The sequence below is a fragment of the Mycobacterium sp. 4D054 genome (assembly GCF_052245755.1).
In the GTDB taxonomy this organism is placed as follows: Bacteria; Actinomycetota; Actinomycetes; order Mycobacteriales; family Mycobacteriaceae; genus Mycobacterium.
On the sequence record NZ_JBQQCF010000008.1, the window covers coordinates 112,671 to 139,442 of the forward strand.

General features: G+C 68.1%; 25 protein-coding genes. 6 read left to right on the forward strand and 19 right to left on the reverse strand.

Translation table 11 applies throughout. The features are described 5' to 3' along the window. Positions 1-84: 84 nt before the first annotated feature. The 4 genes from ACTWP6_RS08690 to ACTWP6_RS08705 are packed head-to-tail and all read right to left on the reverse strand — an operon-like array spanning position 85 to position 4,737. Positions 85-1,587 (reverse strand): SulP family inorganic anion transporter, encoded by a 1,503-nt coding sequence (locus tag ACTWP6_RS08690; RefSeq protein ID WP_260757104.1) that lies wholly within the window; start codon positions 1,585-1,587, stop codon positions 85-87. A gap of 21 nt (positions 1,588-1,608) precedes the next feature. Further along, complete coding sequence (locus ACTWP6_RS08695; protein ID WP_260757103.1) at positions 1,609-2,364, reverse strand: ABC transporter ATP-binding protein; 756 nt, start codon at positions 2,362-2,364, stop codon at positions 1,609-1,611. Next, on the reverse strand, positions 2,361-3,242 hold the full coding sequence (locus ACTWP6_RS08700; protein WP_260757102.1) for an ABC transporter permease: 882 nt from the start codon (positions 3,240-3,242) through the stop codon (positions 2,361-2,363). The genes ACTWP6_RS08695 and ACTWP6_RS08700 overlap by 4 nt, the downstream gene beginning before the upstream one ends. Before the next feature lie 37 nt (positions 3,243-3,279). Then, positions 3,280-4,737, reverse strand: coding sequence for an ABC transporter substrate-binding protein (locus ACTWP6_RS08705; RefSeq protein WP_260757100.1), 1,458 nt, complete (start codon positions 4,735-4,737; stop codon positions 3,280-3,282). A 272-nt stretch (positions 4,738-5,009) separates the two neighbouring features. On the opposite strand from ACTWP6_RS08705, the gene ACTWP6_RS08710 reads away from it, so the two are divergent. Then, positions 5,010-5,366: a DUF202 domain-containing protein gene (locus ACTWP6_RS08710; protein ID WP_443187389.1), complete on the forward strand. Its 357-nt coding sequence runs from the start codon at positions 5,010-5,012 to the stop codon at positions 5,364-5,366. 16 nt (positions 5,367-5,382) lie between these two features. Here ACTWP6_RS08710 and gyrB read toward each other — a convergent pair whose 3' ends face one another. The 8 genes from gyrB to ACTWP6_RS08750 all read right to left on the reverse strand — a co-directional run bounded on the left by gyrB (position 5,383) and on the right by ACTWP6_RS08750 (position 12,516). Next, complete coding sequence (gene gyrB, locus ACTWP6_RS08715; RefSeq protein ID WP_443187390.1) at positions 5,383-7,338, reverse strand: DNA topoisomerase (ATP-hydrolyzing) subunit B; 1,956 nt, start codon at positions 7,336-7,338, stop codon at positions 5,383-5,385. Between the two features lie 8 nt (positions 7,339-7,346). Continuing rightward, positions 7,347-8,702: an arylsulfatase gene (locus tag ACTWP6_RS08720; RefSeq protein WP_443187391.1), complete on the reverse strand. Its 1,356-nt coding sequence runs from the start codon at positions 8,700-8,702 to the stop codon at positions 7,347-7,349. A gap of 64 nt (positions 8,703-8,766) precedes the next feature. Continuing rightward, positions 8,767-9,567, reverse strand: a complete 801-nt coding sequence (locus tag ACTWP6_RS08725; protein ID WP_443187392.1) for a GntR family transcriptional regulator — start codon at positions 9,565-9,567, stop codon at positions 8,767-8,769. A gap of 132 nt (positions 9,568-9,699) precedes the next feature. Next, positions 9,700-10,578 (reverse strand): formylglycine-generating enzyme family protein, encoded by an 879-nt coding sequence (locus ACTWP6_RS08730; RefSeq protein ID WP_443187393.1) that lies wholly within the window; start codon positions 10,576-10,578, stop codon positions 9,700-9,702. Positions 10,579-10,667: 89 nt separating this feature from the next. Beyond that, positions 10,668-11,411 (reverse strand): MBL fold metallo-hydrolase, encoded by a 744-nt coding sequence (locus ACTWP6_RS08735; protein ID WP_443187394.1) that lies wholly within the window; start codon positions 11,409-11,411, stop codon positions 10,668-10,670. Further along, entirely contained in the window at positions 11,395-11,697 is a 303-nt protein-coding gene (locus tag ACTWP6_RS08740) for a hypothetical protein (protein WP_260757090.1), read from the reverse strand. The genes ACTWP6_RS08735 and ACTWP6_RS08740 overlap by 17 nt, the downstream gene beginning before the upstream one ends. Positions 11,698-11,734: 37 nt before the next feature. Beyond that, complete coding sequence (locus ACTWP6_RS08745) at positions 11,735-12,076, reverse strand: hypothetical protein (RefSeq protein WP_260757089.1); 342 nt, start codon at positions 12,074-12,076, stop codon at positions 11,735-11,737. After that, positions 12,040-12,516, reverse strand: coding sequence for a hypothetical protein (locus ACTWP6_RS08750; protein ID WP_260757088.1), 477 nt, complete (start codon positions 12,514-12,516; stop codon positions 12,040-12,042). Before ACTWP6_RS08750 ends, ACTWP6_RS08745 begins: the two co-directional genes overlap by 37 nt. A gap of 112 nt (positions 12,517-12,628) precedes the next feature. Between ACTWP6_RS08750 and ACTWP6_RS08755 the strand changes: the two genes are divergently transcribed. Further along, on the forward strand, positions 12,629-13,864 hold the full coding sequence (locus tag ACTWP6_RS08755) for an alpha-hydroxy acid oxidase (protein WP_260757087.1): 1,236 nt from the start codon (positions 12,629-12,631) through the stop codon (positions 13,862-13,864). 341 nt (positions 13,865-14,205) lie between these two features. On the opposite strand, the gene ACTWP6_RS08760 is transcribed toward ACTWP6_RS08755, so the two are convergent. Together ACTWP6_RS08760 and ACTWP6_RS08765 are read right to left on the reverse strand one after the other, a co-directional pair. After that, positions 14,206-15,732, reverse strand: a complete 1,527-nt coding sequence (locus ACTWP6_RS08760) for an HNH endonuclease signature motif containing protein (RefSeq protein ID WP_443187395.1) — start codon at positions 15,730-15,732, stop codon at positions 14,206-14,208. Between the two features lie 207 nt (positions 15,733-15,939). After that, on the reverse strand, positions 15,940-18,093 hold the full coding sequence (locus tag ACTWP6_RS08765; protein ID WP_260757085.1) for an EAL domain-containing protein: 2,154 nt from the start codon (positions 18,091-18,093) through the stop codon (positions 15,940-15,942). 261 nt (positions 18,094-18,354) lie between these two features. Between ACTWP6_RS08765 and ACTWP6_RS08770 the strand changes: the two genes are divergently transcribed. The 4 genes from ACTWP6_RS08770 to ACTWP6_RS08785 are packed head-to-tail and all read left to right on the forward strand — an operon-like array spanning position 18,355 to position 20,892. Beyond that, positions 18,355-19,845: an EspA/EspE family type VII secretion system effector gene (locus tag ACTWP6_RS08770; RefSeq protein ID WP_260757084.1), complete on the forward strand. Its 1,491-nt coding sequence runs from the start codon at positions 18,355-18,357 to the stop codon at positions 19,843-19,845. 24 nt (positions 19,846-19,869) lie between these two features. After that, entirely contained in the window at positions 19,870-20,178 is a 309-nt protein-coding gene (locus ACTWP6_RS08775) for a hypothetical protein (protein ID WP_260757083.1), read from the forward strand. Then, positions 20,175-20,435, forward strand: coding sequence for a hypothetical protein (locus ACTWP6_RS08780; RefSeq protein WP_260757082.1), 261 nt, complete (start codon positions 20,175-20,177; stop codon positions 20,433-20,435). Before ACTWP6_RS08775 ends, ACTWP6_RS08780 begins: the two co-directional genes overlap by 4 nt. Positions 20,436-20,475: 40 nt before the next feature. Continuing rightward, positions 20,476-20,892: a hypothetical protein gene (locus tag ACTWP6_RS08785; RefSeq protein ID WP_260757081.1), complete on the forward strand. Its 417-nt coding sequence runs from the start codon at positions 20,476-20,478 to the stop codon at positions 20,890-20,892. On the opposite strand, the gene ACTWP6_RS08790 is transcribed toward ACTWP6_RS08785, so the two are convergent. The 5 genes from ACTWP6_RS08790 to ACTWP6_RS08810 all read right to left on the reverse strand — a co-directional run bounded on the left by ACTWP6_RS08790 (position 20,889) and on the right by ACTWP6_RS08810 (position 26,685). Further along, positions 20,889-22,544, reverse strand: a complete 1,656-nt coding sequence (locus ACTWP6_RS08790) for an NERD domain-containing protein (protein ID WP_443187396.1) — start codon at positions 22,542-22,544, stop codon at positions 20,889-20,891. The two genes, ACTWP6_RS08785 and ACTWP6_RS08790, sit on opposite strands and share 4 nt — an antisense overlap. Positions 22,545-22,631: 87 nt before the next feature. Further along, positions 22,632-24,179, reverse strand: coding sequence for an ATP-binding protein (locus ACTWP6_RS08795; RefSeq protein ID WP_443187397.1), 1,548 nt, complete (start codon positions 24,177-24,179; stop codon positions 22,632-22,634). 123 nt (positions 24,180-24,302) lie between these two features. Next, complete coding sequence (locus ACTWP6_RS08800) at positions 24,303-25,604, reverse strand: sensor histidine kinase (protein WP_443187398.1); 1,302 nt, start codon at positions 25,602-25,604, stop codon at positions 24,303-24,305. Then, positions 25,586-26,020 (reverse strand): response regulator, encoded by a 435-nt coding sequence (locus tag ACTWP6_RS08805; protein WP_443187399.1) that lies wholly within the window; start codon positions 26,018-26,020, stop codon positions 25,586-25,588. The genes ACTWP6_RS08800 and ACTWP6_RS08805 overlap by 19 nt, the downstream gene beginning before the upstream one ends. Then, entirely contained in the window at positions 26,017-26,685 is a 669-nt protein-coding gene (locus ACTWP6_RS08810; protein ID WP_443187400.1) for a response regulator, read from the reverse strand. Before ACTWP6_RS08810 ends, ACTWP6_RS08805 begins: the two co-directional genes overlap by 4 nt. Between the last annotated feature and the right edge of the window lie 87 nt (positions 26,686-26,772).

Genomic DNA, 26,772 nt, shown 5'->3' on the forward strand with positions numbered 1-26,772 from the left:
GGCTGCGGACATCTCCCAGTAGAAAACACCGGTGTGGCAGGGCAATTGCGCCGATATTACGATGCTGTGACCGCGGCGGGTGGGTTATACGCCCAGGCGGCCGGACAATTTGGTCAGCCGTTCCAGGCTCGCCCCGTCCACCCCGGAGAGCACGACGCTCTTGCCTCGCGCCTGGTACTTCTGCCGGATCGCGTCAAGTGTCGCGACCGACGACGCATCCCAGATGTCGGTGCCGGAGAGATCGATGACCACCTCGTCGGGATCGTCGGCGTAGTTGAACTGGTGAATCAGGTCGTTGCTGGACGCGAAGAACAACTCGCCGCGCACCCGGTAGGTCCTTCGGCCGGACGGCTCGTCGGCGCATTCCACAGTGGTCAGATGGGCGACCCGGCGCGCGAAGCCGACCATCGCGGCGACCACCCCCAGCGATACCCCGATCGCGAGGTTGCCGGTGGCGACGGTGCCGAGGACGGTCACCAGCATCACCGCGGTTTCACTGCGCGGCATCACCTTCAGCGTGCGGGGCATGACGCTGTGCCAGTCGAGGGTCGCCACCGATACCACGAGCATCACGGCCACCAACGCGGCCATCGGAATCATCCCGACCACAGGCCCCAGCGCGACGACGAGCACCAGGATGAACACCCCGGACAGCAGCGTCGACAACCGCGTACGCGCGCCGGCGACCTTGACGTTCATCATCGTCTGTCCGATCACCGCGCACCCGCCCATGCCGCCGAACATCGCGGTGACGATGTTGGCCGCCCCCTGCCCGAATGCCTCCCGGGTCTTGTTCGACGGGGTCTCGGTGATGTCGTCGACCAGCTTCGCCGTCATCAACGACTCCAGCAGCCCTACCAGTGCTGCACCCAGTGCATAGGGCGCGATGACACGCAGCGTCTCCACAGTCATCGGTACGGCCGGAATACCCAGCACCGGAAGTGAATCCGGCAAGGCACCCTGGTCGCCGACATCGGGAACATCCCACCCGAACAGCACCACCGCCGCGGTCAGCACCAGCACGACGACCAGCGGCGCCGGCACCGCGGTCGTCATCCTAGGCAGCAGCACCATCACGGCGATGCCGACCGCGGTGAGCGGATACACCAGCCACGGCACCCCCAGCAGGTGTGGCACCTGCGAGACGAACACCAGGATGGCCAGCGCGTTGACGAACCCGATCGTCACGCTGCGCGGGATGAACCGCATCAGCTTTGCCACGCCCCCGACCGCGAGCAGCACCTGGAACAACCCGGCCAGCACGATCGTCGCCACCAGGTACCCCACGCCGTGCTCACGGGCCACCGGCGCGACCACGAGTGCGACAGCCGCGGTCGCCGCCGAGATCATCGCGGGCCGGCCACCGGCGATCGCGATGGTGATCGCCATCGTCACCGAGGAGAACAACCCGACCCGGGGATCGACCCCGGCGATCACCGAGAACGCGATCGCCTCCGGGATCAGCGCCAACGCCACCACCAGTCCGGCCAGCACCTCGGTACGCAACAGCGCAGGAGACCGAAGTGCCTGCAGCACAGTGGGTGCCGCCGGGACACGGTCCCTCGTCCGGGCAAGGGTGGTGCTCACGATGATCTCCTGGTGATGACGTCAGGCGCTCTGCGCGGGACTGTGGCCGAGGAAGCCGAGGATGTCGCGGCGCAGCAGTTGGTAGTCCTCGTGGAACTGCGCCTCGGGCGAACGGGGCCTGTCGATGGTGATGACCTCGGCGACGGTCGCCGGTCGGTGGCTGAGCAGAACGACGCGGTCGGCCAGCAGCAGCGCCTCGTCGACGTCGTGGGTGACGAACAGGATCGTCATCTTCTGCGTCTCCCACACCGACATCAGCAGCTGCTGCATGTCGAGCCGGGTCTGGGCGTCGAGGGCCCCGAACGGTTCGTCCATCAGCATCACCCGCGGTTCGCACGCCAGAGTGCGGGCCAGCTGTACGCGTTGGCGCATACCTCCCGACAGCTGAGCGGGCAGATGGTCGAGATAAGCGCCGAGGCCTACCTGTTCGAGGCGCGCGGTGGCCGCCTTCTTCAGTTCCCGGCCACGGACCCCGCGCAGCCGGAGGGGGTACTGCACGTTTTTCAGAGCGCTGCGCCACGGGAACAGTGCATCCTCCTGGAAGACCATGGCGCACTGGGCCGCGTTGCCGGTCACCGCGGCGCCGTCCACCGTGGCGGTGCCACCCATCGGGGTGAGCAGGCCGGCCATCGCCCGCAGGATCGTCGACTTGCCGCAGCCCGACGGACCGAGGAAGACGATAACCTCGCCGGGGTCCACGGTCAAGGTGATGTCGGCGGCCAGAACGCCGTTGAATCCCAGCCTCAGCTTGTCGAGGGTGACGGCTCCGGTGCTCATCGGGCGGCCCTCGGCAGCCAGCGGTTGACCCGGCGTCCGACGTACTCGACGAGCCACGCGGTGGCCAGTCCGAGGGCGCCGATCGAGAGCATGCCGACCACCACGCCGGCGTAGTCGAGCAGTCCGTAGGACTGCCACGTGTAGTAGCCGATACCGAACTGTCCGGAGATCATCTCGGCGCTGACCACACAGATCCACGCGACGCCCATCGCCACCGACAGGCCCGCGAAGATGCCCGGCAGCGCTCCGGGCAGGATCACCTGGAACAGCAGCGACACCCGGCCGGCGCCCATCGTCTTGGCGGCTTCCTCCCACACCTTCGGCAGCGAGTCCATCGCGTGGATGGTGCTGACCACCACCGGGAAGAACGCCGCGAAGAACGTGATGAACACGATCCCCTGCTCGCTGGACGGGAACAGCAGGATCGTCAGCGGCACCAGCGCGATCGCCGGAATGGGCCGGATGATCTCGATGAACGGCCTCAGCGTCATTCGTGCGATCTCGGAGCGGCCCACCAGGATGCCCAGCGCGATACCGATCACGGCGGCCAGGCCGAAACCGAACAGGATGCGCTGCAGGCTCGCCAGCAGGTCGTCATAGTAGGAGCCGGAGCCGACCCGGGCGACGAACGCATCGAGAACGCTCGCCGGGGTGGGCATCCGGTTGAAGCGCAACCACGCGACCACCCCGTAGGTGGTGAGCAGATGCCACAGCACCAGGAAACCGGCGATCGGGATCAGCGGCAGCACGAATGCCGCGCTGCGGCTTCGTAGCCGGGCCGGCAACAGGCCGGCGAGGGATTCGCGCAGCGGGGTTCGGGGCGGGGCGGCCGGTGCCGGGGTGGGCACCGCGCCGAGGTCGTCGACGGTGAGGGTCATCTCGTGTCTCCTTCGTTGGGTGGGGGCGAGTGGTGGGTCAGCCGGACGATCTCGACTGCGAGACCGCGGTGTCGAATCCGATAGGCGTGGCCCGCGGATGGTCGGCGCGATAGGTGTCGGCGCCGGCGCCGGTGGCGAACGGCTTGTACCGCCGCAGCGGTGGAGCGTCCGGGTCGTGCAGCCACGCGGCATGGTCGGCGAACAGCCGGATGCCGGTGAGGGTGTCGGGGACGTAAGCGGCGCGCACCTGCTCGATCGCGGCGACCCGGCGCAACAGGCAGGTAGGGGTCGCGGCGACGAACGTGGCGTCGGCGCCGGCCGGCCACACCTCCGACGCCTGTCCCGGGTCGTCGACAGGCAGCCGGCACAAATCATCAGTGCCGCTCAGCGCCGCCGGGTTGGTGACGTCGTCGCGGCGTCGTTCGTAATCCGGCCCGTACAGCGCGCGTAGATAGCTGTCGTCGACGAATCCGGGGACGTCGAAGTCGGCGGTGACCGAACCGCGGTTCACCAGGAACTGCTTGACCTGATCGAACGCGGCGGCGAACTGCGTTTTGATCGTCATGTCGAACGACACCAGGCCGTTGGGCCCGTTGTAGAGATAGACCACCTCGGGCTCGATGCCGGTGAGCTCGCTGACCCGCTGCGCGGCCCGCAGCGGGTCGTCCACAATCGCCTCGGTGGTGGTCCTGACCGCCTGCATGAACGCGGACATCACCTCGGGGTTGTCGTCCGCGAAGTGCTTGCGGACGACCACGCCGTGGAAAGTGGGGACCTCGTTGTCACCACCGTCGTAGAGCAGCCTTCCCTGGTCCCGGAAGATCACCAGTTGGGGCCACGGGACGAACTGCGCGAGCCCATCGACCTGCCCGCCTTCGATCGCCGCGGCTCCGACCGCCGGGTCCTGGTTCACGACGTGCACGGCGTTCTTGTCGATGTCGTTGCGCTGCAACGCCGTCGAGAACATGCCGTCACCGGCGGAGCCCAGGCTGGTCGACACCCGGCGGCCGGTCAGGTCATCGAGGGTGCGAGCATCCGAGTTTTTCTGCACCACAACTTGATTGAGCGAGCCGCGCAGGCTGTAGCCGGTGGTCGCGATCATCTCGGCCTCGGCGTCGGCGTACCTGCGGGTCTTGGACCCGTTGGTCAGCAGAGGGTAGTCACCCATCGACCCGATGTCGACGTGGGTGGCCATCATCTGCGCGGTCAGCGGAGCACCGGACGAGAAATCCTGCCACACCACCCGGTATCTCTGGCCGGTCTCGGCGCCGAGGCGGCGCAGCGCCTGCTCGAACTCCTGGCTGTCACGCAGCAGCGTGCCGGCGTTGACGGTGTTTATGGTCTTCGACTGGTATCCGACGTTGACGGTCACGGTCGGTTCGGCCAGAAGACCACACCCGGTGAGCGCCTGGCTGCCCACCGTGGCCAGCGTCGCCAGCACGGCGGCGGCACGGCGACGCCGGGACGGGACATTCTGCGTTGGTCGTTCACGCAACCCAGAGTCGAGGTCTTCTGTTACCTCGCCGTCACTGGACGTTGCCTGACAGTTACGCCATCGGCGCTGTTCATCGTCCCAGGTCGAGGATGCAGCGGGCGACGGTTGCCCGCAGTTTCGCCGGGCGCACCACCGTCGTGATCGCCGGCGCGACCGTCGACGCCGTCTGATCACGCCCGCCGGGCGGTCCCGGCGCCCCCGCCCGGTGAAGACTTGGTTACGCCACCGACACCGTGCTGGCCATTCGCATCGACCCCCGGAACACTGGGACGGTGCAATCCGAACATGTTGTCGCCGAGGGAGACTCGGATCTCCTCGAGCCGGACTACCGGTTCACCCTGGCCAACGAACGCACGTTCCTGGCATGGCAGCGCACGGCGCTCGGGTTGCTGGCTGCCGCGGTCGCGGTGGTGCAGTTCCTGCCCGAGCTCGCTTCGCCGGGCCTGCGGCACGCTCTCGGCGCCGCGGCCGCGGTGGTCACCGGCGTCGTGATTTTGATCGGGGTCGTGCGCCGCCGTACGCTTGCCGCCCGGCCGCGCACCGCACGACGGGCGGTGATGGGCACCGGGGCGGCGGTGCTCATCTTGGCGGCGCTGGTGGTCACCTATCTGGTGCTGCCGCTGCTGTGACGGGCACAGTCCGGATTCAGATGTCGAGGAACCGGGTGTCTTTGGCGTTGCGGGTGATGAAGCTGCGCCGTGCTTCGACGTCGTCGCCCATCAGGATCGAGAACACTTCGTCCGCAGTCGCGGCGTCGTCGAGCGTGACCTGCCGGAGCACGCGCACCGACGGATCCATCGTGGTCTCCCAGAGCTCCTTGGCGTCCATCTCGCCCAGACCTTTGTAGCGCTGGATGCCGTCCTCTGCGTTGATCTTCTTGCCCGCGGCGCGGCCGGCTTCGAGCAGACCGTCGCGTTCCCGGTCGGAGTAGGCGAACTCCGGCTCGCTGCGCTGCCACTTCAGCTTGTACAGCGGCGGCTGGGCCAGGAAGATATGGCCGTTCTCCACAAGCGGTTTCATGAACCGGAACAACAGCGTCAGCAGCAGGGTGGAGATGTGTTGGCCGTCGACGTCGGCGTCGGCCATCAGCACGATCTTGTGATAGCGCAGTTTGGAGAGGTCGAACTCGTCGTGGATACCGGTGCCCAGCGCGGTGATGATCGCCTGGACCTCGGTGTTTTTCAGCACACGATCGATACGGGCTTTCTCGACGTTGATGATCTTGCCGCGCAGCGGCAGGATCGCCTGAAACATCGAGTCACGACCGCTCTTGGCCGAGCCGCCGGCCGAATCACCCTCCACCACATACAGTTCCGACTTGCTCGGATCGGTGGACCGGCAGTCGGCCAGCTTGCCGGGCAGGCCGCCGATGTCGGTGGCACTCTTGCGCCGGACCAGATCACGAGCCTTGCGGGCTGCGGCTCGGGCCCGTGCTGAGGACGTGACCTTGGTGATGACGATCTTCGCCTCGGTGGGATTGGCCTCGAACCAGTGAGTCAATCGGTCGTGGCAGATCTTCTGCACGCAGGAACGCACCTCGGCGTTCCCCACCCGTGTCTTGGTCTGGCCTTCGAACTGCGGTTCGGCGATCTTGACCGCGATCACCGCCGCCAGGCCCTCGCGGATGTCGTCGCCGGTGAGGTTCGGATCCTTGTCCTTGAGCAGCTTCCTGTCCCTGGCGTACTTGTTGACTACCGAGGTCAGCGCCGCGCGGAAGCCCTCCTCGTGGGTGCCGCCCTCATGGGTGTTGATGGTGTTCGCGAAGGTGTGCACCGATTCGGAGTAGCCGGCGTTCCACTGCATCGCCACCTCGACCTCGATGCCGGGCCCGGCTCCGGTGAACCCGATGATCGACGGCTGGATGGGCTCCTTGGCCCGGTTGAGGTGCGCGACGAAGTCGATCAGGCCGTCGGCGTAGTGGAAGGTGCGCCGCTCGCCGTCGTCGTTTAAGTCGCCACCGTCATGGAGATCGCCACCGTCACGCAGATCACCGAGGGTGAGCGTGAGGCCGCGGTTGAGGAACGCCATCTCCTGCAGTCGGCGGGCGACGGTGTCGACGCGGTAGGTGGTGGTCTCGAAGATGTCGGGGTCGGCCCAGAACCTGACCGTGGTTCCGGTTGTTGTGGTGGGCGCACCTATGGCGAGCACGCCCGGCAGGGAGCGGTCGTAAGTCTGCGACCAGCAATGCCCGTCACGGCGGATCTCCACCTCAAGCCGGGTGGACAACGCGTTGACGACCGAGACGCCCACCCCGTGCAGACCGCCAGAGACGCTGTAGGAATCGGAGTCGAACTTGCCGCCGGCGTGCAACTGGGTCATCACGACGTCGATGGCGGGGATCCCGGTGGCGTGCTGCGCCACCGGGATCCCGCGTCCGTCGTCGATGACCTCGACCCCGCCGTCAGGAAGCAGGGTCACGTCGACCCGGCTGGCATAGCCGGCCATCGCCTCGTCGACGGCGTTGTCCACGACCTCCCAGATCATGTGGTGCAGGCCGCGTTCGCCGGTGGACCCGATGTACATCCCGGGCCGTTTGCGAACGACGTCGAGCCCTTCCAGGATCGTGATGGATTCGGCGCCATAGCTTTCCGACGAGGCCACGGCTGCTCCTACTGGGTGCGGGCCGGCACGAAGTCGAGAGGGGCACCGGCCGGGATCAGTTCCTCGGTCTTGACGCTCTCCTCGAACGCCTGGATGAAGCGGTAGGCGTGCTGCATCACCCACCACCGCACCCACGTCTGGTTGACGGCCTCGCGCTCCTTCGGGTCCTCGAGCAAGTTGGTGATGCGGGCGAACCCCAGCGGGATCTCCGGGTCGTGGAAGTGCTGCTGGCGCTTGAAGTTGATCTTGAACTGTGACCACTTCACGGCGTGCAGTTCCTCGTTGAGCCACACCATGCAGCCGTCGCGTTGGGATTCCTCCGTCTCGCCGGCGAAGAAGTCGCGCTGGTCGATGCCGTCGATGATGCGGTCCTCCGGGATGTCGGCGCCCGCCCAGCGCAGCAGGGTCGGGAACATGTCGGTGACGTGCACCATCTCGTTGCTCTCCCGCGGCGCCACCTTGCCGGGCCAGCGGATCAGGCACGGTGTGCGGATACCGCCCTCGGCCGAACTGAAGTAGGAGCCGTCGAAGAAGCCCGCGGTGCCGCGTCCGGCCAGGTGGTCCTCCGCTCCGTTGTCGCCGGCGAACACCACGATGGTGTTGTCCTCGATGCCGAGTTCGGTGAGCGCATCGAGGATGCTGCCGAAGTCGTGGTCGAGCATCAATAGCGAGTCACCCCAGGCGCCGTTGGTGCTCTTGCCCTTGAACTCCTCGCGCACCTCCATCGGGAAGTGCATCAGAGAATGGTTGTGGTACAGGTAGAACGGCTTGCCGGCGTCGACGCTGCGCTTCATGAACGCTTTGGCCCGGCGGTCGTACTCGCCGTCCATCTCACCCTTGAGCTTCACCGTCAGCTGCTGGTCGGTTGTCGTGACACCGTCGGCTTTGGTCCCGTCGTACATGTAGGAGTAGCCATCGCGCTCGCCGTCATACCAAGGGTCGTCCGGCCACAGGCATTCGTCGTAGGCGCGGGCCGGACCGTACCACTCGTCGAAGCCGTGGTCGGTCGGCCAGCGACCGTCCTCGGCGCCGATGTGCCACTTGCCGAAACATGCAGTGGCATAACCTGCTTCGGACAGGATGTCACCCATCGTTCGCTCCCAGGCGACGATGCCGCCACCGTTACCGCCGAGCGCGATGGTGTGGTTGCCGGACCGGATCGGGTACCGTCCGGTCATCAGCGCCGACCGGGTCGGGGTGCACTGCGGTTCGACGACGAAGTGCGACAGCTTCAGCGACTCGGCGGCGAAGGCGTCCGCACGGGCGGTGTCGGCGCCGCGCAGGATGCCGCCGCCGTAGCAGCCGAGCTCACCCATGCCGAGGTTGTCGACGTGGAAGTACACGATGTTGGGTTGTTCGGGCATGACGAATAGACCTCTCTACTCATTGCGGTGGATTCCCTGCCGGGCGCGGACGAGCGACGCTCGGTCAGGATGGAGGAGCGGTACCGCGGGTGGCGGTGGTCACCAATGAACACCTGTCGCCGCGGTACCGCACGGTCTCAAGGTCGAACGGGGTGCCGTCCTCGAGATGGGTGAGCCGGTGGAGCAACAACAATGGTGCGCCAGGGCGGATCTGGAGAAGTTCGGCGGTGGTGGCGTCCGCCGCTACGGATTCGACGGTGATCTCCGCCCAACCCAGGCGCACGCCGAGTTCCTGCTCGATCAGTGCGAACACATCCTGCTGGGTCAGTTCGGCATCGACGGGGATGGCACCGATCCGCAGCGATGTGGTGTCCAGCGACAGCGGCAACCCACCGACGGACCGCAGCCGTTCGATGAACAGGATCGGCGCGTTCTCCGGCAGCTGCAGTTTCGCGGCGACGAACGGGGTGGCGGTGGACTCGCGCACCGACAGCACCTCGTTGTCGACGGGAAGCTGATGTCCGGCAAGGGATTCCGCCAGGCCCTCCAAACGGTCCAGGTGCTGGCGCAGTTTGGCACCGGTGACGAAGGTGCCCGAACCCTGCACCCGGGTGCTCAAACCTTCACCGCGCAACAGTTCCAGTGCCTCGCGAATCGCGTTGCGGCTCACGCCGAGTTCGGCGGCGAGCTCGGATTCTGAGGGCAGCGCCGGCCGGGCCGCCGCCAATCCACCGAAAGCTCCCTCCAGGATCTGGCTGCGCAGCACGTCGCGCACCCAGCGGGCGGCATCGGCCCGGGTACCCGCGTACTCGCGCACCGAGGGACGGGGAAAGTCCTTCGGGGGAATCTTCGGGCGGCGGGGCATGCCCTCACTGTGCCACTTCGCGGCCCAGGTGGCGGATTACCGAATGTTACGCCACCCGACGGGCCGGAAACGCGGAGGCCAGCGGCTTCACGGCGGCGGAAGTGACGGTGTTCCGCCACCACGCTTGGCGGGTCAGGCGATGCAGCGGAACCCGATGTGCGTGGTCGCGCTGTCCTGCGACTGCGACGAGCGGGCGGCCGGCCGGTAGCGGTGGCAGTATTCGGGCGCACACAGGTGGGATCCGCCTTTGAGCGCCTGGTGCACGGTGGGATCCCCGGCCGGCGGCGGTGCCGGGCAGCAGCCCCCGGCGGGTTGGTCGACTCGGTGGTGGCGCGTGTAGCGGGTCGTGGTCCACTCCCACACGTTGCCGATCATGTCGAGCAACCCGAACCCGTTGGGCGGGAAGGTGCCCACCGGGGAAGTGCCCTGCCAGCCCAGCGCACCCTCGTTGCGGTACGGGAAGTCGCCCTGCCAGGTGTTGGCCATGAGCGTCCCACTGGGTCGGACGTCATCACCCCACGCGTAGGCGGTCGTCGTGCCGGCGCGGGCGGCGTACTCCCACTGCGCCTCGCTGGGCAGCCGGCGTCCGGCCCAGCGGGCGTACGCCGCGGCGTCGGGATAGGCAATCTGCACCACCGGGTGATCGAGTCGGTCGTCGATCGACGAGCCCTGCCCGAACGGGTGTCGCCAGCAGGCGCCCTGCTCCCATGTCCACCACTGCCGCCAGTCGCGCAGATTAACCGGGCCTGGGGTTTGCCGGAACACCAGCGCACCGGGGATGAGCTCGGCCGCTGGAACCCCGGGAAAGTCGGCGGGGTCGAGTTCACGCTCGGCTACGGTGACATATCCAGTCGCAGAAACGAATTCGGCGAACTGCGCGTTGGTGACCGGATGGCGTTCGATCGCAAACGGGGCCACCGACACCGTGTGCACCGGGGCTTCCTCGGGATAGAAATCCACCGATCCCATCCGGAATGAGCCACCGGGCAGATCGACCAATTCAGTAAGCACCACGCCAGGCTAGGTCGTCCCGGCCGGTGGCGACACCCGACGCCCGCGTGAATGTGACGCACACGGCGCCGAGCCGGCGTGTGACCGCGTCAGCGGGTCGCGGACCAGACATCGCGCTGGTGCACCGGTACGCCGTGGCCCGGCAGCAGATGCTCGACCGTCAATGCCCGCAGCCGGCGCTCGCTGCGCGCGGCGAGCCCGTCGTCGACGGTCTCGGGGGTGAACCAGGCGCGACCGTCGGCGGTGAGCACCGCGTCGCCGGAGAGCAGGGTGGCGCTGTCGGCGTGCCAGAACGCCGTCGAATCGTCGGTGTGCCCGGGGATGCTGAGGACCTGCCAGCCGGGGACGGCCGGTAGCGGTTGGCCGTCGGACAGCGGACGCGCGGCCTTCAGTGGATCGCCGACCATGCCGGCGGCGCCGCCGTAGCCGGCGATCCGCCCGCCGCGCACGAAGCCGGTCAGGGCAGTGCGGTCCAGCGGCCGGCTCAGCAGCGTCGGCCAGATGCGGGCCACCTTGGACAGCGCCGGGGTACGGGGCCGTTGCGAACCGTCCAGGTATCCGACCGTGATCTCGGGAAGGTGCAGGGCCGCACCGGTTTCGGCGACGAGTGCGGGAGCGCCGGCGACGTGGTCGCTGTGCCCGTGGGTCGCGACGACGGCGGTGACGGTGCCGCCGAACACGGCCAGCACGCCGGCGATGTCGTCGGCACTGGCGGGCAGTCCGGCATCGACCACGACACAGTCGGTGCCGCTCCGGATGAGGTAGCAGTTGAAGATCCAGCGTGACAGCCGGGTGACCCCGAGGTCCGGATAGTCCTCAACGACCAGTGCCATCGGGTGCTCCTGGGGCATCCGGGTCAATCCGGACGACGGGGAGTCGTGCTGCGATGGATTCGAATTCGTCGACGGGCGCATGACGGCTGATCGGAAAGTGCGGGCGGGCACCGATGACGACCGGCACACTCACCATGGCGCCGCTCGTGAACCGGCGCACCTGCAGGGCGACGTCACGCCGACGCGAGAACAGCCGCGCGGCGAGCATGTTGGATACCCGGGCCGGCCCGTTCGGGCGGTTGCCGCGGTACATCCAGCGTTGCAGCTGGCCGAGTGGGCGGACCACGAGCTCATGCTAAGGCCGCCGGGTCGGGCCAGAGCCGCTATTGCCCCGCCCGGGTTCCGCCTTCCGGCAGGCGCCCGGCCAGCCAGCGCAGCAGCGGCCGGCAGGCGGGCCACGAGTCCGACCGATCCAGGGACGGTTGTCTGAGGCCGGGCTGCAGCCACCCCCGCGCATCGGCGAGGCTCATCGCGACGAAGCGGGTGTCCGGGTCGGTGTTGCGGTCGGCGGCCGTACGGATCACGTCGTCGATCGCCTCGGGTACGACGAACGCGTCCTTGACCGCCGACGACGCGTCGACGAACGCCACCGCGGTCAGCTCCGCACCGCCGGCCAGCCGCGCCCCGATCAGCACCTCGTCACCGGCCCCCGGCGCGTGGGCCATCGCACCGCGCGGTACACCTCGACGCCGCCCAGTCCGGTGAGCCACCGCGGCAGGGTGTCGCGTCGCGCGTCGAGCTCCTGCCGGCAGCGCGCCCGCTGCCCGACGTCATCGAGGAGTTCGGCCAGCACGGCCAGCAGCGCGGTCGTCTCGGTGTTCGGCACGTCGACGAAGCCGTCGAGCAGGCGGTCCAGCTCGACGGTCTCCCGCTCGTCGCGTGACGGCAGCCAAGGCATCGAGTCGGGCGTGGTGGCCTCGACGATCACGCTGACCACCCCGAGCAGCTCCAGCGGGTGACCGGTCAGCGCCTCGCGCACCTCGTCGAGCAGCGGCGTCTCCTCCAGGACCTCGGCTTCCCATGTGCCCTGCGGGTCGCGGGTGTCCTGCCGCCGGGCCTCGCGGCGCGCCTGCTTGGCCTTGCGGCGCCTGCGTCCGTCGTTCATCCCGCGGACGCTACCCGCGGCCGCTGGAGCTGCGCGCCGGCGCTCCGGTCCTCGGCAATCTGGAAGAATCGCCGGATACGTCCGCCACAGCCGAGGCGCGAAAGGTACCCCGATGAAACGCCGTGTCCCCCGCGTCAGGGACCTCGCCCCGCTGATGCAGTTCAAGAAGCCCGAGTTCAACGCGAGGAAACGCCGGCTGGACCAGGCCCTCACCATCGAGGACCTGCGCACCATCGCCAAGCGCCGCACACCCAGGGCGGCGTTCGACTACACCGACGGCTCCGCGGAGGCTGAGCTGTCCCTCGCGCGGGCCCGGCAGGCGTTCCAGGACATCGAGTTCCACCCGTCGATCCTGCGCGATGTGTCCAAGGTCGACACCAGCTGCACGATCCTCGGCGGCCGTTCGGAGCTGCCGTTCGGCATCGCGCCGACCGGCTTCACCCGGATGATGCAGACCGAGGGTGAGTATGCCGGCGCCCACGCGGCCGCCCGTGCCGGTATCCCGTTCTCGCTGTCGACCATGGGCACCGCGTCCATCGAAGACGTCAAGGCCGCGAACCCGCATGGCCGCAACTGGTTTCAGCTGTACATGTGGAAGGACCGGGACCGGTCGATGGCGCTGGTCGAGCGGGCTGCCGCGGCCGGTTTCGACACCATGCTGGTGACCGTCGACGTGCCGGTGGCCGGGGCACGGCTGCGTGACAAGCGCAACGGAATGTCGATCCCTCCGGCGCTCACCGCTAAGACTGTGCTCAACGCGATTCCGCGCCCGCAATGGTGGATCGACTTCCTGACCACGGAGCCGCTGGCGTTCGCGTCGCTGGACCGGTGGTCAGGCACCGTCGCCGAGCTGCTGGACACGATGTTCGACCCGACGGTCACGTTTGAGGATCTGGCCTGGATCAAAGCCCAGTGGCCGGGCAAGCTGGTGGTCAAGGGCATCCAGACGCTGGAGGACGCGGTAGCGGTGACCGACCTCGGCGTCGACGGCCTGGTGCTGTCCAATCACGGTGGGCGGCAACTGGATCGGGCGCCGATCCCGTTCCACCTGCTGCCCCGGGTCGCGAAGGCCGTCGGCGAGCGCACCGAGATCATCCTCGACACCGGCATCATGTCCGGGGCCGACATCGTCGCGTCGATCGCGCTCGGCGCGCGCTTCACGCTGGTCGGTCGCGCCTACCTGTACGGGTTGATGGCCGGCGGTGAGGCCGGTGTCGATCGGGCCATCGCGATCCTGTCCGAACAGATCACCCGCACCATGCGGCTGCTCGGGGTCAACGCGCTCGACCAGCTGGAGCCCGGCCACGTGACACAGTTCGAACGGCTGGTGCCGCGACCCCGGCCGTAGATACACACGGACGGGTCGCCGCCGCCTTGAGGGCCGTCGCTGCCCATACGGAAGCTCCCGAGATACGCGGATGCGCTGACGTTTGGCGAATCCTGGCTAGCAATGAGCGGATTGCCAACTGGGAATGTCACGTTGCTGCTCGCTGACGTCGGGGCGTCGACGCGGTTGCGGGAGAGAGCCGCCGTCGCCGACCCCAAAAGACGCTGACCAAGTTGGTGAAAGCCCATAACCGGTTCTCAGGTGATGCCGGCACCAGCGCAGGCGGCGGCCACATGATGCCGGCGCCATAGAATCCGGCGGCCAAGCCATCCTGTTGCACGGGTCAACGAACCCCGCGACCGTCAGGCCGCTTGGTTGCCGGGTGGTGCGGGTCCGCCGGGTTCGCCGGGGTCATCGGCCGGCCGTGGAGGACCCGGTTCGGCGTCGTCGACCGTCCCACCATCGGCGGGTTGGGTTGGCGCACTGGTGTTCTGGCCCTCCGGTGGCAGATCCTCGGGGGGACGCAGCAGCCGTTCGGGGCGGTGGTAGTAGTTGAGCCGGGCCTGACCGGTGTCCAGGCCCGGAGGTGGAATCCATTCCACCTCACAACGGTCGTTCATCCGGGTCGACCAACCACCGCCGTCAGCGCCGACGCTGCGGTTATCCGGCCCGCACGCCAGGCCCATTTCATCGACGTTGGTGTTCCCGCCATCGACCCAGTCCGCGACGACGTGATGAGCCTGGGAGCCGTACGCGCCGACCGTGCAGCACGGCTTGGTACACCCGCCATCACGGGCGATCAGCATGATCCGCTGGGACGGGGAGGCGACGCGTTTGGTGCGGAACAACTCCAGCGCCGAGCCGGTGGCCCGGTCGAACACCGCCAGATAGTGGTTGGCGTGCCCGGCCATCCGGATCACCTCACTGATCGGCACCACCGTGCCCCCGCCGGTGACACCGACCCCGGCGCGGGACTCCAAATCCTGCAGCGTGGTACGGATGATCACCGACACCGGCAACCCGTTGAGCTGCCCCAGCTGCCCACTCATCAACGCGATCCGCCCGGCCGCAACGAGCGCATCATGCTGGCGCTGGGCCAGGCTGCGATGATCGTTGTCGATCTGGGCCTGCGACGGCGTCCCCGACGTACACGGCTGGTCGTCGTCGGGATTACACATCCCCGGCGCGGCCAACCTCGCGAAAATCGGCTCCCACACCGCCCACGCCTCCGGAGTCAACGTCGCAGACAGGTCGACCATCGCGTCGCCACGCTGCTTGTGCTTGGTGACCCCGCGCTTGCGGGCACGTTCGGTGTCATCGGGTTCGGGACCGTCCTGATCGAGCAGGAACAAGGTGCGGTCGGCCGAGTCTTTCAGCTCCTTGGGTCCATTGCCCACCGCGGTGCGGACCAGGTCGACCTCGATGCGCTCCCGGGTGGCGCTGTCTACCCAGCCCGGCACCTTGTTGAGCGATCGGCGGATCACGTCGACGTGTTCGGCGTTGATCAGCCCGTGCGCTTGGGCGATCGCCGTGGCGGGCAGCACCGGCGGCAGGGCCGGGCCGGTCAACGACGGCCGCGGCGCCAACACCGCGGCCTCGGTCAGCCGGCGGTGGGCCTCACCAGCCGAGATCCGCCACCGGACGGTCAACACTTCTTTCCACGATTTCGCACCCATCTGCTGCGGTGTCGCCTCAGTCTGCAACCGCGCCAGCAACCGATGACCCACCGCCGGCAATCGGCACGACAACGTCTCCAGTTCATCCAGGGCCGCAACAAGATCAGGCCCGGTCAACAAATCGACGTCACAGCCGGCCACCTCATCGAAGGCAGCCCGCAAAGCGGTCACCGCGCCGAGTAGGTCCCCACCTGACATACTTCGAACATACATTCGACCACCGACAAGTACGGACATCGCGGATGTCACCCCGCGACACGGCCACAGTCCCGCATCACGACTTCGCTGAAACAGTTCCGAGTGGACGGGCGAAGACGCTCCAGCCTCCTGTGGCCACTGACCCACATCTACACCGAACTCGCTTTGACCTCGCGAGTGCAGAAAGCTGCCGAAGGCTCTAGCCTCTTCCGCCGGGTGATATCACTCGGCGAGCCAGCCGGTGTCGCCGCCGGCGTGCCAGTCGGTGCTGCGGCGTCTACGGCGCTGCTGGTACATGGCCTGATCGGCGGCGTCGAGGACGGCATCGACGTCGCGGCCGTCGCCTGGGCGGTGGGCGGAGAAGCCGATCGTCAACGTGACCGGCATCCGGGTGCCGTCGGCCAGCATGATCGGCGCGGTGTCGAACTGCTCGGTGATCTTGCGTGCCAGCAGCGCCAGTCCGTGGTCGTCGACGGTATCGGTGATGACCAGGAATTCATCGCCGCCCCAGCGGGCGACGAGGTCGTCGTCGCCGACGACGCACAGCAGCCGGGCCGCCACCTCGACCAGCAACTGGTCGCCGGCGTGGTGGCCGCGGCTGTCGTTGACGGCCTTGAATCGTTCGATGTCACAGAACAACACGCCGTAGCCGGCGCCGTCGGTGTCACGTTGCTCGAGCCGGCTCCATCCGGCGGAGCGGTTCGCGATCGCGGTGAGCGGATCGGTGGCCGCCTGATGGGCCAGCTCGGCCTCACGGATTCGGTCGGCGGTGACATCCACGACTTGGGAGACGAAGCACAGCGGTTGTTCTTTCGGCGCGTGCACCAGCACCACGGTCAGCGCGCACCACACCACGTGCCCGTCGGCGGCGATGTAGCGCTTGTCGATGCGATACGAGCGCCGCCTCCCGGCGATGCAATCAGCCATCAGGGCCAGGTCGGAGTCCAGGTCGTCAGGATGGGTGATTTGCTGAAAGTTCATCTCGCCCAACGCCCGCCGGTTGTAGCCGAGCATCGTGCGCAGCGCCCGGTTGGTGCGCAGGAACGTGCCGTCGAGTGCGACGACGGCCATCCCGATCGGGGAATGGGCCAGCGCGAGCTCAAACGGGCGCTCTCCCAACAGATCTACGGCCGACGACGGCGGGTCGGCTGCCGCGGCGATCGCGTGCGAGGTCGGGAAGCCGTGGGCGTGCGGCTTGGGCCGGCTGAGGCAGAAGCCCTGCGCCCAGGAGATACCGGAGGCGACGACGGCGTCGAGCTCGCCCTGACTCTCCACGCCCTCGGCGATCACGGTGGCGCCGATCTGACTGGCGAACTGCGCGATGGCCTGCGCGAGCCGGCGGCGCGCGTCATCAGTGTCCATGTGCCGGGTGATCGACTGGTCGATCTTGACGAATTCGGGGGCCAGTTCGAGCACGTGGGAGAACGACGCGAAGCCGGCTCCTACGTCGTCGACCGCAACGCGCATGCCGCGGGCCCGGCACGTATCGAGCGCGTCATCGAGGGCGCCGTAGTTGGGGACGGCGTCGTGTTCGGTGATCTCCAGGACGATGCGTGACGGGTCGACGTCGTCGAGCAGTTCGGACCACGGGGCGGCCAGAGCAGCGGCCGGGGAGATGTTCATCGAGACGAACACGTCGTCGGGCAGTTGGGGTATCAGCGACAGCACACGGCTGACGATGGCGGTCTCGAGCTCGATGTCGAGGCCGAGCAACGCGGCCTGTTCGAAGAACTTATCGGGTCGGAACGGTTCGCACGGGAACCGGGCGAGCGCCTCGACACCGACCACCTTGCCGGTTCCGGCGTCGTGGATCGACTGGAACACCACCTCGAAGTCCCGTTCGGCCACCACCCGGCGGATCGCCTTGCGCTGATCGGCGGTGGGGTCCTGGCAGCGGGCGGGAGTCTCGATCAACGTGCCGATCAGGTCGGCGACCTGCTGGACGATGTGGAGGTCCTCGTCGGCCAGATAGGGCTTGGGCTTCTCGCTCACCACGCAGACCATGCCAACCGTGACACCGTCCTGGCCGAGTACCGGGACGCCGACGTAGGCGCGGAGACCTGTTTCGTGCGTGATGGGCAGCGCGGCGGTGATCTGGTTGGCCGTGGTGTCAGGGATGACCGCCGGCAGCCGGCCGTCGATGACGCGCACACAGTAGGACTCGGACAGGTGCGAGCGCTGCCCCGGTGAGACGCCGAGCGTGTCGGCGTCACCGTCGAGCACCTCGATCACTTGCATGCCGTCGTGGAACACCGACAGCCACGCGGTATCCAGCCCGAGACGCTGCCGGAGGACACCGAGAAGGGTACGAACCAGGTCGACGGGGATCTCGGGTTCACGCCCCACGAGGGCCCCCGACACCTGCTCGACCGACATAGCAAAAAATAATAAGGCCGTTAATAACTAGCTGCTCGTTTTTGGAGGTTCCCGTTTCAATGACGTTACCCCGCCGTGACCGCGACTGAACTGCGGGAACTGTGGCAGTGCATGCCGCTTCCTCCAGGTATGCGCTGATCGCGGCGTTATCTCTCCACTGCCGCTGCGATTCCAGCAAGCGTCGGCGGTCCGGCCGGATTGGTGCAGTAGGGGCGGGTGGACCGCACCGATAATGAGAGTCATGGCACGGGCGGCAGCGGGGTGAGTGCACTCGAGGCGTTCCTGTCGACGTGGGCCAAGGCCCGGGCGACCTTCGGGTCGGGCGTTCCGCAGCCGGGTGCGTCGTATGACCACAGCGCCGCGCTGCGGCGGTTGACCGACGACCTCGACGCGGCGGCGCCGACGACGTTCTGGTCCGGCGGCGCAGCCACCGCGTACGGCGCGCTCAACACCGACCATCAGGGCGTCGTGCGCGAGCTGAGCGGCCTCGACCGGCGGCTGGCTGAACAGATAGACCGGTCCGCCCAGATCGTGACCGCCGGACGGCAGAACCTCGACGCGATCCGCGAGTGGGTGGTGGCCGCCGCGGCAAGTGTGCCCAAGAACCGGGCCGGCGAGCTGATGGTGGCGCCGATCGTGCAGAAGGGCCTGGCGCAGCTGACCGAGGTCGTCACCCGCGCCAACGGCGAGTTGAACGCCGTGGGCGGTGACATCGCCACCATCGGAGGCGAGTTCCAGGCGCTGGGCATGGGGCAGAAGTTCGGCGGGCCGCCGGAGGCTCCGGCGCCCGGAGACGACGAACTCGACGAGTCCGCAGAACCGGACGAGTCCGAACGCAGGAAGAACCAGATCGACGCGTTCCGCGAGGTATTCGGCCGGGACCCGGTCAGCGACAGCGACTGGCTGACCGCCTCGGCGCTCGACCCACACAGCTATGACCCGAAAAACCAGGGCGTGGACGCGAATATCGTGGTCGGGCGGATCGAGCCGGTGCCGGGGCAGGGCGTGGTGCGCACCAACCTGTTCATCCCGAGCGAGGACGTATGGGCGCCGACGGTCGGGATCCCGCCGTACGACAACAATCTCGGCGACAACCGCGGCTTCTCCCCCACCGCCGGACCCGAGGCATCGCGGGTGGCGATCTACACCGACTTCGACAACGGGATCATCGTGGCCCGCCAGAACCCGTCGATCAACGCCGACACCGGCCAGGTGCGCACCGGCACACCGTCTATCGGTGCGGTGCAGACCTCCGGCGGCGGGGTGCTGATCAACTACAACGCCGCGGATCCCTTCTCGCCCGGCGGTGAGGGTCTGGCCAAGGGTTCCGGAATCAGCGTGAACGGGACGCTGGGCATCGTGCCGTCAGACGCCGGGCCGCGGGTGGGCGGCGACGACGTGACCACGTTCCCGGCGCTGGAGATCTACAGCGATCGTGGCGGGACCACCACCACCGTGCTGCAGGAATGGCCGACGTTCTTCGACAACGCCGCCGGCCCGCTGGCCGGGCTGCCGTTCGACAAGGACGTCGGCGACCCGACGGTGGTGCCGAGTTTCAACAGCGTTGTCCCGCAGATCGTTCCGCCGGCGATTCCCAGTGTGGGTGTGGGTGAGCCGGCACCGATTCCGGTGACGCCGCCGATGTCGGTCGTGCCGCCGGGGAATTTCACGCCGTTCGGGCCGGCCGGGGACGCGCCGACGGTGCGGGTCTATACGCCGCTGCAGGGCACCGAGTTTCTGCCGGGCCGATGAGCGGCGCGTACCTACAATCGGTGAATGCGGGAGGCTGAAGCGGTGATCGACTGGACACGGGCGGCGGTGATCGGAGCGTTGGCGGGGGCGGCGTTCTGGGCGGGAGCGGTGTACGCGCTGATCGCCTCCGACGGGGCGGTGGCCGCGTGGGTGGCGGTCGGCGTGGTGGCGGTGACGCTACTCATCGTCGGCGCGGCGCTCTACCGCGGTGCCGGTTCGGCCGAGAGGCGCTGTTACGGTGCGGGACTGGTGCTGGCACCGCTCACCGGGCTGGTGCCGGTGGTGGTGTTCAGCGCCGCCGGGTTTCTCGTCGAGGCGGGGGCCTCGGTATGACGGAACATGTTCGCACGCAACGGCCGGGGGTGCTGCTGGCGGGATTCTTCGTCGGGTTCGCGTCGGTGTGCCTGACGCTGGGGGTGTTCTGGCCGTTCGCACCGCTGTTCCCGGCGGTCGTGGCCGCAGTGGCCGCGGTGATTCCGATCAAGGGGCACTTCGAGTTTGCGAAGGGCGCAATGATCGCGGTGCTGGGCGTGGTGGCGTTCGAGATTCTGTTCGTGGTGCTGATGTTTGTCGGGGCGGGGCTTCGTTGAGTTCTGACATGGATCGCTTCTGCTGCTTATGGTTGAGCACATGACCATCGACGAGTCGACGGATTCTCTACTCGCAGCCTTGACTAAGACCCGCATTCCTGCGGGGAACCACGAGTTCATCCGGAAACTCACGCAAGCCGTCGGCATCGCCGACTTCCGCGCGGTCGTGAGGGAGGACAAGTCCCACGTTGTTGCCAGAAGACGGGACGGTCGCCCCGATCTTCATATCTACTACGGCTACACGAACGGATTCACCTCCACGGACGAAATCCGCAGTGTGGCTGGGCCTGGGGTGGTCGGCCGGCCGAGTTCGCGGAAGGGCACCTGGTACGTCGAGCATCCCATCAATCACGTTCGCCCGGCGGGCGAGCGATCCCGTGATGTTCGGCGCCAATCCGGCTTTTGCAGGTGCGGCATGCAGTTGTCGCTGACAGGCGTGTGTGACAGCTGCGACTAATCCGGAATGTTCAGCCGCCGAGCCAAATCCGGGCCTCCGACTTCCCGCAGGAAGTCGGGATCTCCGCACACGACGAGTTGATCCCGGGCTCTGGACAATCCGACGTACAGCCGCTCACGGGACCGCTCGAACGCGGACTCCTCGTTGACCACCAGCACCACCGCGCGGCGTTCCAGGCCCTTGAAGCCGAGCACGTGCCCGTAGAACACCTGCTCGGCGTCCCAGAAGCTGTCCCAGTAGGCGGCGCTGCCCGCCGCCTGCCGCTCCCGCTGCTCGGGGTGACGCGTTCCCGTCGTCAGCAGCGCGACATCCTCAGGCCGCCAGCCCTCCTCAAGCAGCAGCTCCACCTCGTCGTCCCCGGCGTCCATCGCCTCCGCCGGCGTGCACGGCACATACTTCACTGCTGGTCCTTCCCCGCCGAGGAACCGCATCGGGTGATCCACCAACGGCTGGAACGCATTCGCGATCTGGCGGGTGTTGCGCAGATTGTGGTCGAGCACCAGCGGAACCAACGGAACCGGCGGCGAGCCGTGCCGATTGAACACCCGCTGCCCCTCGTCGGTGAACACGTACAGCCCGCCGGAGTCCTCGTCCTTCAGCGCCGCCAGCAGCGGATCCCACCAGGCGTCGGCGAAATCCTGCGCTTCGTCGACGACGATCGCGTCGAACCGGTGCCCGTCGTCGAGTTGCGTTGCCAGTTCCGTCATCTGCGCCGGCAAATCATGCTCCCAGAACTGCACCGTCTCCTCGGTGCGCAGCGACTCATCGGGCCCTTCCGGAGCACCCCACCGCTTACCGAGATCGTGGAACTCGCCGACATAGGCGGGCTGCTGACGCCGATTCCAGGCGGCCGTGATGCGCTCCAGATAGGACGCCAAACCGTGCGAGTAGCAGACCAGCGCCACCCGCTGCCCGGCGCGGGCCAACCGGCGGGCCTGCTCCATCGCCAGGAACGTCTTGCCGCTGCCGGCGCCGCCGCGGATCTCGACGCGGTGCAGCATCCGGACGGCGTCGAGGATCACCGACTGGTGCTCGGTGAGAATGTCTGCGGCGTCCTCGTTTTCGAGGGCACGGGACACGACACTGCGTTGCGGCAGCCCGCGCCCGCTCAACGCTTCACCGAGCTGTGCGATACCGTCACGGCTCAGCAGCGGGCGGTCGAGTTCCTGGCCGTGCAGCACCGCGCGCAGCTTCGCGGCGATGTCGGTCAGGTCGGTTCGGTCGATCACCTTCCAGCGCGGGCAGTCGGGCAGTGCGAAGTCGTCGGGCAGATCGGTGTTGGGCAGCACCACGATGTGGTCCCAGCGCAGCCGGCCCTGGGTCCATCGCGGGTCGTTCTCGATGAAGCTGCGCAGTGCGTAGCACGCTTCGCGGGCCTGCCGGACGGGGTCGATATCGACCTCCCGGCCGCGGCGCTTCATCCGCCACGTCTCCCCGTCGTGCCAGACCTCCCCGCCCTTGACCTCCAGGCAGATGATGCCGGCGCCCTCGATCGCGACGAAGAAGTCGACCTCGTGGTCCTTGAGGTGGTCGGTGACCCGCTTGCCCGGGATGACCAGATCACCCGGCTCGAGTTGGTCGATCAGGGCCTGCCACACTTTGCGCTCGGCGCCGTTGGCCAGCCGCGGCGTCTCTGCGGCGGTGATGGTCATGGTCGACGTCCCCCTTCGTCAGGGGTGATAGTAGCCAGCAAAGCCGACACCGGGTGCGAGGTCCACCGGGCCGCTGCCGTCACCCGTCTACTCCGCCAGGCGCTCCAGGGCGTAGTGCCGCACCGTGTCGCTCAGCCGGTACTGCGCGCGGCCGTCCCGGTCGTCCCAGCTCAGCAGCGACTTGTCCACCAATGCGATCACGACATCCTGCACCGCGCCGACGTCGAATCCGTCGGCACACCGCGCGAGTTGGCACAGCACCGATTTCTCGCAGTCGGCGAGCAGCCGATACGACCAGTCAAGGCACGCGCGCAACGTCCGGTGTCGCGCCGCGACGCTGCGGCAGGCGGGATGCGGCGCATGAAGCCGGCCGCAAAGGCTGTCCCGAATACCGCTGAGCGACAGTGTCCGCACCCGCGACGCGGCGATCTCGATCGCCAGCGGCAGACCGTCGAGCCGGCGGCAGATGTCCGCCACCGCCGCCCGATCTTCAGAGCGGACACTGAACGCCGCATCCACCCGGCGCGCGCACTCGAGAAACAACGCGGTCGCGTCCCCGGGTGCCAGCGGCGGCACGCGGTAGAGCTGCTCACCGCCGACCCCCAGCGGCTCGCGGCTGGTGGCCAGCACGGTCACCGCCGGGCAGCCCCGCAACACCGCAGCGATCAGCGCCGCGGACGCGTCGAGCAGGTGCTCGCAGTTGTCCACGACCAACAGCAGGTGCCGGTCACCGATGTGTCGGGCCACCTCAGTCGCGCCGACAGCTTCCGACATCACGAGCGCCTGGGCTGCCGCGTGCGGCACCTGGGCCGGGTCGGTGACGTCGGCGACGTCGACGTACCAGGCGCCGTCGTCGAACCGGTCACGGGCACGGTCGGCGGTTTCCACCGCAAGCCGGGTCTTGCCGGCTCCTCCGGGCCCGCACACGGTGATGAGCCGGCGGCAGTCCAGAAGCCGGGATAGATCGTCCAGTTCGGTTGCGCGCCCGACGAACTCGGATAGATAGCTCGGACGGTGGTGGAAAGTGTTGACCGCGCCGGCACGCAACGGCGGGAATTCATTGTCCAAATCAGGATGGCACAGCTGCGCGACCCGCTCGGGCCGGGAAAGCCCGCGCAGCGCATAGCTGCCAACACCGGTGATCCACGCCTGCGGCGGCAGCGCATCCTCGACGAGAGGTGTTGTGGTGGAGGACAACAGGATCTGGCCGCCGTGGCCGAGGTCGCGCAGCCGTGCGGCGCGATTCACCAGCGGGCCCATGTAGTTGGCCTCGTCACGCAGGTCGGCGGCGCCGGTGTGGATGCCGATGCGTAACCGGATCGGCGACAGCGCGGCGAGCTGCAGATCGAGTGCGCACGCCACCGCGTCGCCGGCGCGGGCGAACGCGAGGACGAAACTGTCACCTTCGCCCTGCTGGACCGGGCACACACCGTTGTTCAGGCAGGCCAGCTCGTCGACGACGCGGTCCAGGGCGGCCAGCGCGGTCGCCATCCGGTCGGGCTGGGTGTCCCACAGCCGGGTCGACCCTTCGATGTCGGCGAGGAGCAGGGTGACGGTGCCCGTCGGGAGGCACGTCGTCCACGCCGTGTCCGGGCGTGTCCCTCGCAGCTGGTCTGAAGTCTTCACGGCTGACATGCGATCTCCACCGGATTGAGAAGTCGTTCACCGGATTCGGGCGATGCCTCTCATCCTGCTGCGGCCGTCACCGGCTTTCGACAGTGTGGGCAACACAATCGGCGGGGGTGCACGCACCACCACTCACACATCCGCGACGTCGACGGTCGCGGTGACGCGGGTGCCGCGTCCGGGTGCGGTGTCGATGGCCAGGTGTCCGCCGATCGCCGACAGGCGGTCGGTCATGTTGGTCAGTCCGGTGCCCGCCGTGTCCGGCCGGAAACCGCGGCCGGTGTCACTGATCCGCAGCGTCAGCCACCGGCCGTCGACACGGCCGGAGACGGTGGCGGTGGTGTCGGGACCGCCGTGCTTGGCGGCGTTCTGCAGCGCCTCGCTGCAGCAGTAGTACAGCGCCGCTTCGGTTGTCGGCGGGTAACGGCCGAGCTCGTGCAGATCCAGGTGCACCGGGATGACCGCCCGCGCGGCCAGTGCGGGCAGCGCCTTGGTGAGTCCTCCGCTGACGAGCAGCGGCGGGTAGATGCCGTGGGCCAGGCGGCGGATCTCGGCGATGGCGCTGTCGACCAGTCCAGACGCGTCGGCGAGCAGTTCCGCGCGTTTGTCGCCGTCGGTGTTGCGGGCCAGTCCGATCAGCACGGACAGCGCGACGAGGTGTTGTTGGGCGCCGTCGTGCAGATCGCGTTCGAGGCGGCGCCGTTCCTCGTCGGCCGCGGTGATCAGGCGGGTGCGGGAGGCGGCCAGTTCGGTGGCGCGTTCGGCGAGTTGGGATTCCGACGTCCGCAGCGCGGCGGCGTTGTTCCACACGATGATCATCAGATGCAGCGCGTTGACCGGCACCGCCACCAGAACAAACGCCGTCGCCATCCACTGCGGCGCCTGCACCACGTGATCGGGGAACGGATAGAACAGCGCGATCGCGGACGCGGCCAGCACACAACCGGCGGTGATCACCGTGAAGATCAGCCCGCGCCGCAGGCTGATGTACGGCTCGGCGAACACGACCGGAACCAGCGCGAGCAGCGCCATCGCCGGCAGCAACGGCGGCGATACGAACACCACGCCCAGTACGGCCAGCCAGTTCCCGATGCACACCAGGGTGATGGATTGCTCGAACCTGTTGTGGCGAGCCAGGTTCAACGCGACCGCGAGCACGACGCATTGGACGGAGGCGACGGCGACGAAACCCAGCATCCAGGGTGACCGGAAGACCCAGAAGTACTCCCACAGCGGCAGCACGATGCCCGCGCTGAGCCACAGGCCGAGGTGACCGGACAGGAACACCTCGAAGCGTTCGGCCCGGAATCGGTGGATCAGGTCGTGCCCGAACCATGACGACGACCGAAAGGCGGCGGTGAGAAGCAGTTTCGGGATCCGCCAGTCGGGGACGGATCCGGGTGCGGGCGCCATTTTCAGCTTGCCGTTCGCCATATGTCGGTCAATACCTCGGGGCACAGGCGTTGCTTGGGCAGGTAGGTCGCGCCGCATTCGGTCGCCGTGGCCGGGAGTTCGTCGGCGTCGTAGGTGGACATCAGCACCACGACGATGCGGGGATGGCGGGCGCGCAGCCGGCGGGCGGCTTCGATGCCGCCGATGCCGGGCATGTGGATGTCCATCAGGACCAGGTCGGCGTCGGCGTCGTCCAGGCGCTCGAGCGCGGATTCGCCCGTGGCGCTCTGGCCGGCGAGCACGAAGCCGTCGGTGGCCTCCAGCGTCGCTGCGCTGGCCCGGCGGAAGCTGGGCTGGTCATCGACGACCCAGACCCGGACCTGCTGGTGCCCCACGGTCCCAGCGTGGTCGCCGCCGGACGGGCGCGCCAGGGTGTACACACCACTGTTGGCGGTCATGACGGTCCGCCGTCGAGGAACATCAGCACTGCCTTGACGCGTCGGTCCACCGAGTCGTCGACGGTCAGTTCCAGCTTGGCGAAGATTGAGTTGATGTGCTTCTCGACGGCGCGCTGGGACAGCACGAGCCGCTGCGCGATGGTGCGGTTGCTGAAGCCGGTCGCGAGTTCGCCGAGCACCTCCCGCTCGCGGGCGGTGAGCCGGCTCAGCGCGGCGGCCTGCCGAGGCTGGGCGAGCAGGGCTTCGACGACGAGCGGGTCGAGCACGGTGCCGCCGGCGGCGACCTGGCGGACGGCCTCGCCGAGTTCGTCGAAGTGGGCGACCCGTTCCTTGAGCAGGTATCCGCGGCTGGCCGAGCCGCCGTCCAGCAACTCCGATGCGTAGGTGTGGTCAACATACTGGGACAGCACGATCACGCCGACGTCCGGGTGTGCGGTGCGCAGCCAGTTGGCCAGGCGGATACCTTCGTCGGTGGACGTCGGGGGCATGCGCACGTCGGTGAGCAGCACGGTGGGCTGATGGGTGGCGACGAGTGCGGCGGCGGAGTCGTAGTCCTCGGCGACGCCGACGACGGTGGTGTCGGGGTTCATCGACAGCGCGCGGGCAACGCTGTCGCGCACCAGCAGGCTATCTTCCGCGATGACGATCGAGATCTGATCACTCACCTGGGCGGCACCCCCTCCCCGCCGCCGGTCCCCCACCGCGCAGCGACTACCTGGTGATTATCCGCTGCGGGAAGGTGTTCGGGGCGG

What these genes read in the sequence shown, in the direction of transcription:
- ACTWP6_RS08780 (WP_260757082.1), top strand. Translation starts at nt 20,175, where the DNA reads ATGACGGAACATGTTCGCACGCAACGGCCGGGGGTGCTGCTGGCGGGA.
- ACTWP6_RS08725 (WP_443187392.1), bottom strand. Translation starts at nt 9,567, where the DNA reads ATGCCCCGCCGCCCGAAGATTCCCCCGAAGGACTTTCCCCGTCCCTCG.
- ACTWP6_RS08795 (WP_443187397.1), bottom strand. Translation starts at nt 24,179, where the DNA reads ATGTCAGCCGTGAAGACTTCAGACCAGCTGCGAGGGACACGCCCGGAC.
- ACTWP6_RS08735 (WP_443187394.1), bottom strand. Translation starts at nt 11,411, where the DNA reads ATGGCACTGGTCGTTGAGGACTATCCGGACCTCGGGGTCACCCGGCTG.
- ACTWP6_RS08720 (WP_443187391.1), bottom strand. Translation starts at nt 8,702, where the DNA reads ATGCCCGAACAACCCAACATCGTGTACTTCCACGTCGACAACCTCGGC.
- ACTWP6_RS08800 (WP_443187398.1), bottom strand. Translation starts at nt 25,604, where the DNA reads ATGGCGAACGGCAAGCTGAAAATGGCGCCCGCACCCGGATCCGTCCCC.
- ACTWP6_RS08755 (WP_260757087.1), top strand. Translation starts at nt 12,629, where the DNA reads ATGAAACGCCGTGTCCCCCGCGTCAGGGACCTCGCCCCGCTGATGCAG.
- ACTWP6_RS08785 (WP_260757081.1), top strand. Translation starts at nt 20,476, where the DNA reads ATGACCATCGACGAGTCGACGGATTCTCTACTCGCAGCCTTGACTAAG.
- ACTWP6_RS08745 (WP_260757089.1), bottom strand. Translation starts at nt 12,076, where the DNA reads ATGGCCCACGCGCCGGGGGCCGGTGACGAGGTGCTGATCGGGGCGCGG.
- ACTWP6_RS08790 (WP_443187396.1), bottom strand. Translation starts at nt 22,544, where the DNA reads ATGACCATCACCGCCGCAGAGACGCCGCGGCTGGCCAACGGCGCCGAG.
- ACTWP6_RS08760 (WP_443187395.1), bottom strand. Translation starts at nt 15,732, where the DNA reads ATGTATGTTCGAAGTATGTCAGGTGGGGACCTACTCGGCGCGGTGACC.
- ACTWP6_RS08695 (WP_260757103.1), bottom strand. Translation starts at nt 2,364, where the DNA reads ATGAGCACCGGAGCCGTCACCCTCGACAAGCTGAGGCTGGGATTCAAC.
- ACTWP6_RS08765 (WP_260757085.1), bottom strand. Translation starts at nt 18,093, where the DNA reads ATGTCGGTCGAGCAGGTGTCGGGGGCCCTCGTGGGGCGTGAACCCGAG.
- ACTWP6_RS08805 (WP_443187399.1), bottom strand. Translation starts at nt 26,020, where the DNA reads ATGACCGCCAACAGTGGTGTGTACACCCTGGCGCGCCCGTCCGGCGGC.
- ACTWP6_RS08775 (WP_260757083.1), top strand. Translation starts at nt 19,870, where the DNA reads ATGCGGGAGGCTGAAGCGGTGATCGACTGGACACGGGCGGCGGTGATC.
- ACTWP6_RS08700 (WP_260757102.1), bottom strand. Translation starts at nt 3,242, where the DNA reads ATGACCCTCACCGTCGACGACCTCGGCGCGGTGCCCACCCCGGCACCG.
- ACTWP6_RS08750 (WP_260757088.1), bottom strand. Translation starts at nt 12,516, where the DNA reads ATGAACGACGGACGCAGGCGCCGCAAGGCCAAGCAGGCGCGCCGCGAG.